Source organism: Pseudomonas sp. NPDC089554, from assembly GCF_050280645.1.
Classification (GTDB): domain Bacteria; phylum Pseudomonadota; class Gammaproteobacteria; order Pseudomonadales; family Pseudomonadaceae; genus Aquipseudomonas.
Map to the genome: position 1 here is coordinate 1 of NZ_JBNNVR010000118.1, position 13221 is coordinate 13221.

General features: G+C 64.2%; 12 protein-coding genes and 2 pseudogenes. 5 read left to right on the forward strand and 9 right to left on the reverse strand.

All coding sequences use genetic code 11. The annotated features are described in order from the left end of the window. The 4 genes and pseudogenes from ACQKPE_RS23750 to ACQKPE_RS23765 all read right to left on the reverse strand — a co-directional run. A pseudogene (locus ACQKPE_RS23750) lies at nt 1-427 on the reverse strand (ATP-binding protein); the annotation flags it as partial. After that, nucleotides 424-1092, reverse strand: a complete 669-nt coding sequence (locus ACQKPE_RS23755; protein ID WP_427669123.1) for a response regulator transcription factor — start codon at nt 1090-1092, stop codon at nt 424-426. The pseudogene ACQKPE_RS23750 and the gene ACQKPE_RS23755, both read right to left, overlap by 4 nt. Further along, a complete protein-coding gene (locus tag ACQKPE_RS23760) occupies nt 1093-1407 on the reverse strand; it encodes a PepSY domain-containing protein (RefSeq protein ID WP_427669124.1) in 315 nt (104 codons plus the stop codon). It lies immediately after the preceding gene. Next, entirely contained in the window at nt 1407-1715 is a 309-nt protein-coding gene (locus ACQKPE_RS23765) for a PepSY domain-containing protein (protein WP_427669125.1), read from the reverse strand. Before ACQKPE_RS23765 ends, ACQKPE_RS23760 begins: the two co-directional genes overlap by 1 nt. A gap of 149 nt (nt 1716-1864) precedes the next feature. Between ACQKPE_RS23765 and ACQKPE_RS23770 the strand changes: the two genes are divergently transcribed. Then, nucleotides 1865-2944, forward strand: coding sequence for a patatin-like phospholipase family protein (locus ACQKPE_RS23770; RefSeq protein ID WP_427669126.1), 1080 nt, complete (start codon nt 1865-1867; stop codon nt 2942-2944). 7 nt (nt 2945-2951) lie between these two features. On the opposite strand, the gene ACQKPE_RS23775 is transcribed toward ACQKPE_RS23770, so the two are convergent. Next, complete coding sequence (locus ACQKPE_RS23775) at nt 2952-3683, reverse strand: SDR family oxidoreductase (RefSeq protein ID WP_427669127.1); 732 nt, start codon at nt 3681-3683, stop codon at nt 2952-2954. 138 nt (nt 3684-3821) lie between these two features. Here ACQKPE_RS23775 and ACQKPE_RS23780 point away from each other — a divergent pair, with 138 nt between their 5' ends. Both ACQKPE_RS23780 and queD read left to right on the forward strand, forming a co-directional pair. Beyond that, complete coding sequence (locus ACQKPE_RS23780) at nt 3822-4388, forward strand: TetR/AcrR family transcriptional regulator (RefSeq protein WP_427669128.1); 567 nt, start codon at nt 3822-3824, stop codon at nt 4386-4388. A 97-nt stretch (nt 4389-4485) separates the two neighbouring features. Beyond that, complete coding sequence (queD, locus tag ACQKPE_RS23785; RefSeq protein ID WP_375100809.1) at nt 4486-4842, forward strand: 6-carboxytetrahydropterin synthase QueD; 357 nt, start codon at nt 4486-4488, stop codon at nt 4840-4842. A gap of 56 nt (nt 4843-4898) precedes the next feature. On the opposite strand, the gene ACQKPE_RS23790 is transcribed toward queD, so the two are convergent. Together ACQKPE_RS23790 and ACQKPE_RS23795 are read right to left on the reverse strand one after the other, a co-directional pair. Further along, the gene (locus ACQKPE_RS23790; RefSeq protein ID WP_427669129.1) at nt 4899-5546 is read right to left on the reverse strand and encodes a hypothetical protein; all 648 of its coding nucleotides are present in this window, start codon (nt 5544-5546) and stop codon (nt 4899-4901) included. A gap of 73 nt (nt 5547-5619) precedes the next feature. Next, nucleotides 5620-6087, reverse strand: a complete 468-nt coding sequence (locus tag ACQKPE_RS23795) for a DUF1289 domain-containing protein (protein ID WP_427669130.1) — start codon at nt 6085-6087, stop codon at nt 5620-5622. A 405-nt stretch (nt 6088-6492) separates the two neighbouring features. On the opposite strand from ACQKPE_RS23795, the gene acnB reads away from it, so the two are divergent. Then, nucleotides 6493-9102, forward strand: a complete 2610-nt coding sequence (gene acnB / locus ACQKPE_RS23800; RefSeq protein ID WP_427669132.1) for a bifunctional aconitate hydratase 2/2-methylisocitrate dehydratase — start codon at nt 6493-6495, stop codon at nt 9100-9102. A gap of 69 nt (nt 9103-9171) precedes the next feature. Here acnB and prpF read toward each other — a convergent pair whose 3' ends face one another. Continuing rightward, nucleotides 9172-10362: a 2-methylaconitate cis-trans isomerase PrpF gene (gene prpF / locus ACQKPE_RS23805; protein WP_427669131.1), complete on the reverse strand. Its 1191-nt coding sequence runs from the start codon at nt 10360-10362 to the stop codon at nt 9172-9174. A 133-nt stretch (nt 10363-10495) separates the two neighbouring features. Beyond that, nucleotides 10496-13084 carry a Fe/S-dependent 2-methylisocitrate dehydratase AcnD gene (gene acnD, locus ACQKPE_RS23810; protein ID WP_427669133.1) on the reverse strand — a complete coding sequence of 863 codons (2589 nt, stop codon included), beginning with the start codon at nt 13082-13084 and terminating at the stop codon, nt 10496-10498. Nucleotides 13085-13150: 66 nt separating this feature from the next. On the opposite strand from acnD, the pseudogene ACQKPE_RS23815 reads away from it, so the two are divergent. Next, a pseudogene (locus ACQKPE_RS23815) lies at nt 13151-13221 on the forward strand (phage major tail tube protein); the annotation flags it as partial.

Here is a 13221-nt window from a genome sequence, read left to right on the forward strand (position 1 = left end):
AGTCCTGCGCCACGCTTATGGAATTGTCGTGCCCCAGGCGCGGGTTGTGGGCCGGGAAGGCCAGCAGCTGCTGGCCTTCCGGGCCCAGCTCGTGGCCGTCGTCCAGCCCAGCATGTTCCGGCTTGGGCATGTTCAGGTCCCATAACGAACGCGAGCGCCAAGTGCCCTGCTCGAAGTCGATGCGAAAGTAATAACCGGAGAAGGGCCGTTGGTAGGCCGACGAGATGCGTCGCTCGTCCAGCTGCAAGCCATTGGGCCCGCGCACCAAGGCCACCAGCAGGTTCTCGCTTTCCTTGCGCAGCCCGGCCTCCAGGTAACGTTGCAGGCCGACCTCGAACAGGAACAGCGTCAACTGCGCCAGGGCCAAGCCGACCACCACCAGCACCGCCACCAACCCCAGGCTCAGGCGCGCCTGGATCGATTTCACGCGGCGCTCCCGGCGTACACGTAGCCCTGCCCGCGGCGCGTCTCGATCACGCTGCGCCCAAGCTTGCGACGCAGGTGGTTGACGTGAACCTCCAGCACATTGGAATCGCGCTCGGTTTCACCGTCGTACAGATGCTCGGCCAAGTGACTTTTGGACAGCACCTGCTGCGGGTGCAGCATGAAATAGCGCAGCAGGCGGAACTCGGCGGCGGTCAGCTGGATATCGACGCCGTCGCGCACCACACACTGGCGGCCTTCGTCCAGGTGCAAACCCGCCGCCTCCAGATGCGGCTGGTTGGCCAACCCACGGGCGCGGCGCAGCAGCGACTGGATACGCAGTTGCAACTCCTCGGGGTGGAAAGGCTTGGTCAGGTAGTCGTCGGCGCCGGCCTTCAGGCCTTCGATACGCTCAGCCCAGGAGCCGCGTGCAGTGAGAATCAGCACTGGGGTTGCGAGGTTGGCGGCGCGCCACTGGCCCAGCACTTCCAGCCCTGGCATGCCGGGCAGGCCGAGGTCGAGAATGATCAGGTCGTAGGGCTCGCTCTGGCCCTGGTACACCGCGTCACGGCCATCGGCCAGCCAGTCCACGGCATAGCCCTGGCGTTGCAGCCCGGCAATCAGTTCATCGGCCAAGGGAACATTGTCCTCGACAAGCAACAGGCGCATTCAGTCGTCTTCCTCGTCTTTGAGCAGTGCCCCGGTTTGGGCGTCCAGCTTGATTTCGCGCACGACGCCGTTCGGGGTCAGCAGCTCGACCTCGTATTCGTAGCGGTCGTCGTCCTCTTCAAGCTCGGCCTCGAGCAAGCGCGCCCCGGGGTAACGCCCCAGGGCGGCTTCGAGCAGCTGTTCGAGTGGCAGGATAATGCCCTTCTGCCGAAGTTCGAGGGCTTCATCCTGGTCCAGGTCTCGGGCAATCGTCTGCGAGCAGACAATCATCAGCGCCAGCGCCAGGTAGTGCGCCATGCGCGGGAAGGCATTCATCAGCTGTCTCGTTCGTCCTTCAGGACTTCACCGGTCTTGGCGTCCAGGTCCACGTCCCATTCGACGTTCTGCGCATCGCGCAGTTCGACCTTGTAGATGTAGCGGCCGTATTCGTCTTCAAGCTCGGAGTCGGTGACGGTCGAGCCTGGGTGCTTGGCCACGGCGGCGGCCTTGAGCTCATCCAGCGACTTGATAGTCTTGGCATTGACCAGTTTGACCACTTCGTCCGGTTGGACGTCCTTGGCAATGGCGGCATTGGCGCCCAGGGCAAGGGCAGCGGCGGTGAACAGTGCGGTCAGGGTTTTCATGGGGTCTCTCCCTTGAGATGAATGTTGTCTACGGGGTTAACATTAACCACCTGCCCTTAACTGAACCTGAAAACAACTGGCCGGATGATAGCGCAGCCTGGGGAGGCGATTGCACCCTATAATGGCCCGCTCAGCCGCCGAGGTCTGCCATGAGCGCCATTCACGTCAAATATCCCGCCCTGACCTTCAAGGCCGGCCACCGCGCCCTGGGGCAAATCCGCGAGCGCGGCCTGCGCGCCATCGATGTGGGCGTGCTGCCCGGTGCTGCAGGTGGCCCCAAGCCCTTGGGCATCCAGGGCCTGGACCTGGCGCTGTTTGGCCAGTGGCTTCCATCGGCGCCGCGCCAACGGGCGCTGATCGGCGCGTCTATCGGCTCCTGGCGCTTTGCCAGTGCCTGCCTCGACGACCCGGTCGCAGGCCTGCGCTTGCTCGGCGAGCTATACACCGAGCAGGACTTCGCCAAGGGCGTGACCCAAACCGAAGTCAGCCAAAGCTGCCTACGCATGCTCGATGACCTGCTGCAAGGTCGCGACGGGCAGATCCTGGCCAACCCGCACTACCGGCTGAACGTACTGGTGGTGAAAAGCCACGGCCAGCTCGCCCACGACCATCGCGGTCGTCTAGGCATGGGGCTTTCGTCGGTGGTGGCCAGCAACCTGCTGGGGCGGCCGCGCCTGGGGCGGCACTTCGAGCGCATCATCCTGCACGACGAGCGCGCCGCGCCGCCGCTCGATGCACTCAATGACTTCCCCTCGCGCTGCCTGCCGTTGGGCCTGGGCAACCTGCGCCAGGCGCTGCTAGCCTCGGGCTCGATCCCGATGGTGATGAATGGCGTGCGGGACATCCCAGGCGTCGGCCAGGGCACCTACCGCGACGGCGGCCTGCTGGACTACCACCTCGACCTGCCCTACCAGGGCGATGACCTGGTGCTGTACCCGCACTTCACCGACAAGGTGGTGCCCGGCTGGTTCGACAAGGCCCTGCCCTGGCGCCGCGGCGATGCCACGCGCCTACACAACGTGCTGCTGATGACGCCCTCGCCGCAGTACCTGGCCGCCCTACCCTTCGGCAAGCTGCCCGACCGCAACGACTTCAAGCGCTTCATGGGCGATGCGCCCAGCCGTCGGCGCTACTGGTACAAGGCGATCGCCGAAAGCCAGCGCCTGGGCGACGAGCTGTTGGAGCTGATCGCCACCGGGCGCCTGCACGAACGCTTGCAGCCGTTGTAAGCGGGTGTCACCAGGGCAGCGTGCCCCCTTCGGTAAAGAAGCCTCCCGTCGGCCCGGAGGCGTCCAAGGTCGCATACTTGACCACCACCTGGGCGGCCTGGTCGACCGTTCGTGTGCCGGTGAAACCATTGAGGTCGGTTGCGGTGAAGCCTGGGTTAACGGCATTGACCTTGAAGTTCTCTTCCTGAAGCTCCCGCGCCAACAGCACCGTGAAGGCATTGAGTGCCGTCTTGGATGAGCAGTAGGCCAAAAGGTCGAACGAGGCGAACGGAAAATCGGGGTAACTGTGCAGCGTCAGGGATCCCAGTTCGCTGGAGACGTTGACGATGGTGCGACGCTCCCCGGCGCGCAGCAACGCCAGCAGCGCCTGGGTCACCGAAACCGGGCCGATGACGTTGGCTTCGTACACGTCACGCAACCCCTGTGCATCGCACTGGCTCGCCCGCAGCAACGGGCCTGCGACACCGGCGTTATTGACCAGCACATCCAGCGAACCCACCTCGCCCTCGAGCCGAGCCACCGCCGCCCTGATGGAGTGTTCATTCGTCACATCCAAACTGATCGGCCGGATATCCAGGCCAGGCTGCTCGATACTCGCCTTCGCTTCGGCACCGCGCTGCTCGTCACGGCTGGCGAGGTAGACGGTGTACCCGCGAGCGGCCAATTGCCGGGTGATGGCCAGGCCGATGCCTTTGTTGGCACCGGTTACCAAAGCTACAGGCTGCGAATGGGTTTTCATCAGGGGGCTTCCTAGGAAAGTTAAGGAATGCCCATACTATGAAGGTTCCCTCACATCGTGAATTCGCATTCGATGACGACTCTCTCAGCACCATCCAAGCCCCGAAAGTCGCCGGTTCAAGCGCGATCGATCGCCACCGTGGAGGCCATTCATACGGCGGCGATTCAGGTTTTGGTCGCCGAAGGCCTGGCCCGCTGTACCACTACCCGCGTGGCCGAGCGCGCGGGCGTGTCCATCGGCAGCCTCTATCAGTACTACCCAAACCGCAGGTCGCTGCTGGCGGGCGTGTTGGAACGCCACCTCGAGCATGTTGCCACGGCGGTGGAGCAGGCCTGCCTCGCGCTACAGCGAACGTCCATCGCCGACATGGCGCAAGGGTTGGTGCATGCCTTCGTCACCGCGAAACTGGCGCACCCGGCGGCGTCCAAGGCACTCTATGCCGTGGCGCACGAGCACGGTGGCGCGGCCTTGGTCAAACAGGCCGTAGCCCCTATGCACACTGCCGTGACCCAGATGCTTGGCACCGCCACCGATGTTCGGTTCGATGCCCTGGATACCGTGAGCCTGCTGGCCATCAGTGCCATGATCGGCCCGGTGCAGGCGTTGCTGGAGGATCATGCGTCGGATGAGTTCACACAGGCCTTGCGCGCGCATTTGTGCACACTGATCGAGGCGTACCTGCGCTCGACGTCTCGACCGGCGTGAGCTCGATTGCGCGACAAGCAGGGAGAGGCCCAGGGTGAAAACAGGTTAGACTGGCGCCCATCCAAGCCCTTACCCCACCAGCACTACAGGTTTACCCGTGGAAATTTTCAAGGAATTCACTTTCGAGTCGGCCCACCGTCTGCCCAACGTCCCGGCCGGGCACAAGTGCGGCCGCTTGCACGGCCACTCGTTCAAGGTCGCTCTACACCTTACCGGCCCGCTCGACCCGCACACCGGTTGGATCCGCGACTTCGCCGAGGTCAAGGCGATCTTCAAGCCAATCTATGATCGCCTGGACCACAACTACCTGAACGACATCCCAGGCCTTGAGAACCCCACCAGCGAAGTGATCGCCAAGTGGATCTGGGAGCAGGTCAAGCCGCTGCTGCCGGAGCTTTCGAAAGTGCGTATCCACGAAACCTGCACCAGTGGCTGCGAATACACCGGTGACTGAGTCCCGCAACGGCGCTGCCATCCGCCCCCTTGGCGGATGGCAGCGCTCGCGGACAATCAGGGTTCGCCAAGGTCAAGGGGGAAACTCAGTATTTCCATGGTGAGGAAACCGGGCTCACCCTTGCGGCTGTTGAAAAACCACGCGCCATCGCGCTTGTAGCGCCGTATTCGCTCATTTTCGGGCGTCAGCAACTGCAGGTTGTAATGGCGACTGCCCTCCTGCATCGCTCCCCTCTGCACCCCCTCTAGTGTCCACAGACGCGCGCCAGCCGGCTTGTGCTTGACCCCGCGCGGAGTCGTGCCCTCCCAAATGCCCACATACCCGGACAGGAAGCTGGAGTTGTAGTCCAGCACCCACTTGGACACGTTCCACACCCGGTCGGCCACCCGCACCTCATAACTGAGCGGTTTGTCCTCGGCGCCGTCTGCTTGCTGGTAAGCACCAAACCAGAACAGCTCGTAGTACTCATGCGCCGGGGCCTGGTAGTCGGTCGGCGACAGGGTCTTTTCCAGCCAGCCATCAGGCTCGCCTCGCAGGTACCTGTCGACGTGACCGCGCGCACCGCGGCTGCCGGTCTCTACCCAGAGCGCAGACAAATACCTGCTGGCGCCAGCCCAGCCGGTCGGCTCGATAGGGGTATCCGAGGCCTGCCACCAGCAACGGGCCAGAAAGGTAAACCGGGGGTTGTAGACGTATTCGCTCATGCCGACGCTCCTGTTCAGGTCAAGGAGCGCCCAGGCTATGCAAGCCAAGCTGCGCAAAGCAGGAGGAAGCCGCTCAGGGCATGTTCTGCCGGAGGAACGCCGGGGCGATGTAGCGCTGGTAGTGGGCTTCGGACAGCAGGAAGAACTCACGGTCGATGGCATCACGCAACTGCGGCAGCTCCCAGTCGCGAAACTCCGGCAGCAATGCCATGCCATAGGCTTCCAGGTCACGAATCATCCGCGCGCCACGGGCGATCAACTGGTAAGCCCAGCAGTATTCCGACTGGTGCGCGACGAAGCGGATCGAACGCTGCTCCAGTTGCTGGCGCAGCAGGTTTTTGTCGAACACTTCCAGCTTGGCCATCATCACCTGCACCAGCAGTTGCTCCAGGCGCAGCCAGACCGCACGCTTCTGCTCGTCATGGTAGCCGTTCCAGTGAATCACTTCATGGTGGAAGCGCTTGCAGCCACGGCATACCGAGTCTCCATACACCGTGGAGCAGAGGCCGACGCAAGGGGTCTTGATGGACTGGTTGGACATGAAAAACAACGGCTTGGCGGTGGAACACGGCCCCATGTTAGCCCTTTGTCTAACCACGGTCACTCGTTAAAGTCGTGCGCGCTGCCTTACCTTCCGGCTTTTTTTACCGTAGAATCAATCCGCCTTTTCAAGGCACCAATGTCCGTTCGAAGCTGTTTTCAAAGCGTCACGAGCACAGTTAATCCCGTAGAACGGTGTTGGTTCGGGCTCTGCACCCACGCAGGCCTGGCCAACCCCTCATCAGCGCCCCGTTCTACAGGCGTAAAACTTTGAAAGCAGCTTCTGTAAGGATTCCTTGCGACCCTGGCTGTGCGGCCCACAAAGCCGTCATCGCGCATGGGTGCATGGGAATGCTGGATGAGCGTCCCGGACTCCCTTTAGGGACCACTGATGAGGGTAATAACTGTGCTTGAAGCCTACCGCAAACACATCGAAGAGCGTGCCGCTCTGGGTATCGTGCCCCAGCCGCTGAACGCCGAACAAACCGCAGGCCTGGTCGAGCTGCTGAAAAACCCGCCGGCCGGCGAAGAAGCCTTCCTCGTAGACCTGGTCACCAACCGCATTCCGCCAGGCGTCGACGAAGCTGCCTACGTCAAAGCTGCCTTCCTCTCCGCCGTTGCCAAGGGCGAAGCCAAGTCGCCATTGATCGACCGCAAGCGCGCCACCGAGCTGCTGGGCACCATGCAGGGCGGCTACAACATCGAGACCCTGGTCGTGCTGCTGGATGACGCCGAGCTCGGCGCCGTCGCGGCCGAGCAGCTCAAGCACACCCTGCTGATGTTCGATGCCTTCCACGACGTGGCCGAGAAAGCCAAGGCCGGCAACGTCCACGCCAAGGCCGTGCTGGAGTCCTGGGCTGCTGGCGAGTGGTTCACCGCGCGCCCTGCCATCGCCGAGAAATACACCCTGACCGTGTTCAAGGTGCCTGGCGAGACCAACACCGACGACCTGTCCCCTGCCCCGGACGCCTGGTCGCGCCCTGATATCCCGCTGCACGCCCTGGCCATGCTGAAAATGGCCCGCGACGGCATCGAGCCTTCGCAGCCAGGTTCGGTCGGCCCGCTGGCCCAGATCGAAGCGGTCAAGGCCAAGGGTTTCCCAGTCGCCTACGTCGGTGACGTGGTCGGTACCGGTTCCTCGCGTAAATCGGCCACCAACTCGGTGCTGTGGTTCTTCGGCGACGATATTCCGTACGTGCCGAACAAGCGCGCCGGTGGCTTCTGCTTCGGCACCAAGATCGCCCCGATCTTCTACAACACCATGGAAGACGCCGGCGCCCTGCCGATCGAGTTCGACTGCACCAACCTGGCCATGGGCGACGTCATCGACGTCTACCCGTTCAAAGGTGAAGTACGCCGCAACGGCAGCGACGAGCTGGTCACCAACTTCGAACTGAAAACCGAAGTACTGCTGGACGAAGTCCGCGCTGGCGGCCGTATCCCGCTGATCGTTGGCCGTGGCCTGACCGAGAAAGCCCGTGCCGAACTGGGCCTGGGCGCATCCGACCTGTTCAAGAAGGCCGAGCAACCTGCCGACACCGGCAAGGGCTTCACCCTGGCGCAGAAAATGGTCGGCCGTGCTTGTGGCCTGCCGGAAGGCCAGGGCGTTCGCCCAGGTGCCTACTGCGAGCCGAAGATGACCACCGTCGGCTCCCAGGACACCACCGGCCCGATGACCCGCGACGAGCTGAAAGACCTGGCGTGCCTGGGCTTCTCCGCCGACCTGGTCATGCAGTCGTTCTGCCACACCGCTGCCTATCCGAAGCCGATCGACGTCACCACCCACCACACCCTGCCGGATTTCATCCGCACCCGTGGCGGCGTGTCCCTGCGTCCAGGCGACGGCATCATCCACAGCTGGCTGAACCGCATGCTGCTGCCTGACACCGTCGGCACCGGCGGCGACTCGCACACCCGCTTCCCGATCGGCATCTCGTTCCCGGCCGGTTCCGGCCTGGTCGCCTTTGCCGCTGCCACCGGCGTCATGCCGCTGGACATGCCGGAATCGGTACTGGTGCGCTTCAAGGGCAAGCTGCAACCAGGCATCACCCTGCGTGACCTGGTCCACGCCATCCCTTACTACGCCATCCAGCAGGGCCTGCTGACCGTCGAGAAGAAAGGCAAGAAGAACGCCTTCTCCGGCCGCATCCTGGAAATCGAAGGCCTGAACGACCTGACCGTCGAGCAAGCCTTCGAGCTGTCCGACGCCTCGGCCGAGCGTTCTGCCGCTGGTTGCACCATCAAGCTGCCGGAAAAGGCCATCGCCGAGTACCTGCAGTCGAACATCACCCTGCTGCGCTGGATGATCAGCGAAGGCTACGGCGATGCGCGCACCATGGAGCGCCGCGCCCAGGCGATGGAAGCCTGGCTGGCCAAGCCAGAGCTGCTGTCGGCCGACGCCGATGCCGAATACGCCGAGATCATCGAAATCGACCTGGCCGACGTCAAGGAGCCTGTGCTCTGCGCGCCGAATGACCCGGACGATGCCCGCCTGCTGTCCTCGGTACAGGGCGAGAAGATCGACGAAGTGTTCATCGGCTCGTGCATGACCAACATTGGTCACTTCCGCGCTGCCGGCAAGCTGCTGGACAAGGTCAAGGGCGGTATCCCGACCCGTCTGTGGCTGGCTCCGCCGACCAAGATGGACGCCCACCAGCTGACCGAGGAAGGCTACTACGGCATCTACGGCAAGGCCGGTGCGCGCATGGAAATGCCAGGTTGCTCGCTGTGCATGGGTAACCAGGCACGTGTGCAGACCGGTTCGACCGTGGTCTCCACCTCGACCCGTAACTTCCCGAACCGCCTGGGCGACGCCACCAACGTCTACCTGGCCTCGGCCGAGCTGGCTGCAGTGGCTTCGATCATCGGCAAGCTGCCGACCGTCGAGGAGTACATGGAGTACGCGAAGAACATCGACAGCATGGCTGCCGACGTCTACCGCTACCTGAGCTTCGACCAGATCGCCGAGTTCCGCGAAGCGGCAGCCAACGCCAAGATCCCAGTGGTCCAGGCGTAAGCTGAGCAGTACGCTGTAAATGAAAAGCCCCGGTAGCGATACCGGGGCTTTTTTATTGGCGCTGGCAGATCAGAAACTGTCGCCGGGCACCCTCACCCATCCTTCCATCAACACCCGGGCACTACGGCTCATGATGGCCTTGGTGACGGTCCACTCGCCATTCACCTGCTGCGCCTCGGCCCCAACCCGCAACGTACCGGACGGGTGCCCGAAACGCACAGCGCTGCGCTCGCCGCCACCGGCCGCCAGGTTCACCAAGGTGCCGGGAATCGCCGCCGCCGTGCCGATCGCCACCGCCGCCGTACCCATCATCGCGTGGTGCAGCTTGCCCATCGACATTGCCCGCACCAGCAGGTCGATGTCACCTGCCTCGACCGCCTTGCCACTCGATGCCACATAGGGCGAAGGCGGCGCGACGAAGGCGACCTTCGGCGTGTGCTGACGCTTGGCAGCGTCGTCGATATGCTCGATCAGCCCCATGCGTACGGCGCCGTAGGCGCGGATGGTCTCGAAGCGCGCCAGCGCCTGGGCATCGCCATTGATCGCTTCCTGCAATTCGGTACCGGTGTAGCCGATATCGGCGGCATTGACGAAGATGGTCGGGATACCAGCATTGATCAGCGTCGCCTTGAGCGTGCCGACACCCGGCACCTCCAGGTCATCGACCAGGTTGCCGGTAGGAAACATCGCCCCGCCATCGCCATCCTCGTCGGCGGCCGGGTCGAGGAACTCCAGCTGCACCTCGGCCGCCGGGAAGGTCACCCCGTCGAGCTCGAAATCGCCGGTTTCCTGCACCTCGCCGCCGGTGATCGGCACATGGGCGACGATGGTCTTGCCGATGTTGGCCTGCCAGATCCGCACCGTGGCAATGCCATCTTTCGGGATGCGCGAGGGGTCGACCAGGCCGCTGGCGATGGCGAACGAGCCGACCGCCGCCGAGAGGTTGCCACAGTTGCCGCTCCAGTCGACGAAGGCCTTGTCGATGGAGACCTGGCCGAACAGGTAGTCGACGTCATGCCCTGGCCGGGTGCTGGCCGAGAGGATCACCGTTTTGCTGGTACTAGAGGTAGCGCCGCCCATGCCGTCGATCTGCTTGGCGTAGGGGTCTGGGCTACCGATTACCCGCAGCAGCAAGGCGTCGCGTGCAGGGCCGGGTTTCTGGGCGCGTTCGGGGAGGTCTTGCAGGCGGAAGAATACGCCCTTGCTGGTGCCACCACGGAGGTAGGTAGCGGGGATTCTGACTTGTGGAACATGGCTCATGGCTCGGTCCTGTATGACACCGATCTCTGTAGGAGCGGGCTTGCCCGCGAATGGGTCAGCACGGACACCTGTGCAATCTGGTCGATCGCTTTCGCGGGCAAGCCCGCTCCTACAGGGTCCGCGCCGTTTCCAGCTAGGCCGTCGCTTCGAGGAAGTCCTGGGCGAAGCGTTGCAGCACCCCGCCCGCCTCGTAGATCGACACCTCTTCGGCCGTATCCAGGCGGCAGGTCACCGGCACCTCGACACGCTCGCCATTGCGCCGCGTCACCACCAGCGTCAAGGTCGCCCGCGGCGTACGCGCGCCCACCACGTCATAGGTTTCACTGCCATCCAGGCCCAAGGTCAGGCGCGTGGTGCCCGGCTTGAACTCCAGCGGCAACACACCCATGCCGATCAGGTTGGTGCGGTGGATACGCTCGAAGCCTTCGGCGGCAATTGCCTCGACCCCTGCCAGGCGCACGCCCTTGGCCGCCCAGTCACGCGACGAGCCCTGCCCATAGTCGGCACCGGCCACGATAATCAGCGGCTGCTTGCGCTCCATATAGGTCTCGATCGCCTCCCACATGCGCGTCACCTTGCCTTCCGGCTCGATGCGCGCCAACGACCCCTGCTTCACGCTGCCATCGTCCTTGCGCACCATCTCGTTGAACAGCTTGGGGTTGGCAAAGGTGGCGCGCTGGGCGGTCAGGTGGTCACCGCGGTGAGTGGCGTAGGAGTTGAAGTCCTCTTCCGGTAGGCCCATCTTCGCCAAGTACTCGCCCGCCGCACTGTCGAGCATGATGGCGTTGGATGGCGACAGATGGTCGGTGGTGATGTTGTCCGGCAGCACCGCCAGCGGGCGCATGCCGCGCAGGGTACGCTCACCGGCCAGGGCGCCTTCCCAGTAAGGCGGGCGACGAATGTAGGTGCTCATCGGGCGCCATTCGTACAGCGGCGCCACCTTCGGCCCAGTGTCCTCCTCGATGGCGAACATCGGGATGTACACCTGGCGGAATTGTTCCGGCTTGACCGAGGCACGCACCACCGCGTCGATTTCTGCATCGCTCGGCCAGATATCCTTGAGGCGGATTTCCTTGCCATCGACCACACCCAGCACGTCCTTCTCGATGTCGAAGCGGATGGTGCCGGCAATGGCATAGGCCACCACCAGCGGCGGCGAGGCCAGGAAGGCTTGCTTGGCGTAGGGGTGGATGCGTCCGTCGAAGTTGCGGTTGCCCGACAGCACGGCAGTGGCGTACAGGTCGCGGTCGATGATCTCCTGCTGGATCTTCGGGTCCAGCGCGCCGGACATGCCATTGCAGGTGGTGCAGGCGAAGGCGACGATGCCAAAGCCCAGTTGCTCCAGCTCCTGCTCCAACCCCGCTTCCTTGAGGTACAACTGCACCGCCTTGGAGCCGGGTGCCAGGGACGATTTGACCCAAGGTTTGCGCACCAGGCCCAGGCGGTTGGCATTGCGCGCAATCAGGCCGGCGGCGATCACGTTGCGCGGGTTGCTGGTGTTGGTGCAGCTGGTAATGGCCGCGATGATCACCGCGCCGTCCGGCATCTGCCCTGGCACTTCCTCCCAGGCCCCGGCGATGCCCTTGGCCGCCAGGTCGCTGGTGGCCACGCGAGCGTGGGGGTTGGAGGGGCCAGCCATGTTGCGCACCACACTCGACAAATCGAAGCTCAGGGTGCGCTCGTATTCGGCCTTGGCCAGGCTGTCGGCCCACAGGCCGGCGGCCTTGGCGTAGGTTTCCACCAGCTTGACCTGCTGGTCTTCACGGCCGGTCAGACGCAGGTAATCGAGGGTCTGCTGGTCGATGGCGAACATCGCCGCGGTGGCGCCGTATTCCGGAGCCATATTGGAGATGGTCGCGCGGTCGCCCAGGGTCAGTGCGCGTGCGCCTTCGCCGTGGAACTCCAGGTAGGCGCCGACCACCTTTTGCTTGCGCAGGAATTCGGTCAGGGCCAGCACCAGGTCGGTGGCGGTGATGCCCGGCGCCAGCTTGCCGGTCAGCTCGACGCCGACAATTTCCGGCAGGCGCATCCACGAGGCGCGGCCGAGCATCACGTTCTCGGCTTCCAGGCCGCCAACGCCGATGGCGATCACCCCCAGGGCATCGACGTGCGGGGTATGGCTGTCGGTGCCGACGCAGGTGTCCGGGTAGGCTACGCCATGCTCGGCGTGGATCACCGGCGACATCTTCTCCAGGTTGATCTGGTGCATGATGCCGTTGCCGGGCTGGATCACATCGACGTTCTTGAACGCCTGCTTGGTCCAGTTGATGAAGTGGAAACGGTCCTCGTTGCGGCGGTCCTCGATGGCGCGGTTCTTCTCGAACGCCTGCGGGTCGAAACCGCCGCACTCCACGGCCAGCGAGTGGTCGACGATCAACTGCACCGGCACCACCGGGTTGACCTGGGCCGGGTCGCCGCCCTTGTCGGCGATGGCGTCGCGCAGCCCGGCAAGGTCGACCAGGGCGGTCTGGCCAAGGATGTCATGGCACACCACGCGGGCCGGGAACCAGGGGAAGTCCAGGTCGCGCTTGCGCTCGATCAGCTGGCCCAGCGAGGCATCGAGGGTGGCCGGGTCGCAGCGGCGCACCAGGTTCTCGGCCAGCACGCGGGAGGTATAGGGCAGGCCATCGTAGGCGCCGGGCGCGATCGCCTCGACCGCCTCGCGGGCATCGAAAAACTCCAGGCCGGTGCCTGGCAGGGGTTTGCGGTATGCAGTGTTCATCATTCAGGCTCGGTCACAGGGTTCGGAAAGCTCCACCGTCCCTGTGGGAGCGGGCTTGCCCGCGAAGGCATGGAGAAACAGGAAGCCGCCTTCACCACCACCGGCGTGCGCCGCGAGGCCCTGAAGTTCTTCGGCCT

Bases quoted from the DNA above. Each gene is read 5' to 3' on its own strand.
- ACQKPE_RS23755 (WP_427669123.1), bottom strand. From the start codon at position 1,092: ATGCGCCTGTTGCTTGTCGAGGACAATGTTCCCTTGGCCGATGAACTG.
- ACQKPE_RS23760 (WP_427669124.1), bottom strand. From the start codon at position 1,407: ATGAATGCCTTCCCGCGCATGGCGCACTACCTGGCGCTGGCGCTGATG.
- ACQKPE_RS23765 (WP_427669125.1), bottom strand. From the start codon at position 1,715: ATGAAAACCCTGACCGCACTGTTCACCGCCGCTGCCCTTGCCCTGGGC.
- ACQKPE_RS23770 (WP_427669126.1), top strand. From the start codon at position 1,865: ATGAGCGCCATTCACGTCAAATATCCCGCCCTGACCTTCAAGGCCGGC.
- ACQKPE_RS23775 (WP_427669127.1), bottom strand. From the start codon at position 3,683: ATGAAAACCCATTCGCAGCCTGTAGCTTTGGTAACCGGTGCCAACAAA.
- ACQKPE_RS23790 (WP_427669129.1), bottom strand. From the start codon at position 5,546: ATGAGCGAATACGTCTACAACCCCCGGTTTACCTTTCTGGCCCGTTGC.
- ACQKPE_RS23795 (WP_427669130.1), bottom strand. From the start codon at position 6,087: ATGTCCAACCAGTCCATCAAGACCCCTTGCGTCGGCCTCTGCTCCACG.
- prpF (WP_427669131.1), bottom strand. From the start codon at position 10,362: ATGAGCCATGTTCCACAAGTCAGAATCCCCGCTACCTACCTCCGTGGT.
- acnD (WP_427669133.1), bottom strand. From the start codon at position 13,084: ATGAACACTGCATACCGCAAACCCCTGCCAGGCACCGGCCTGGAGTTT.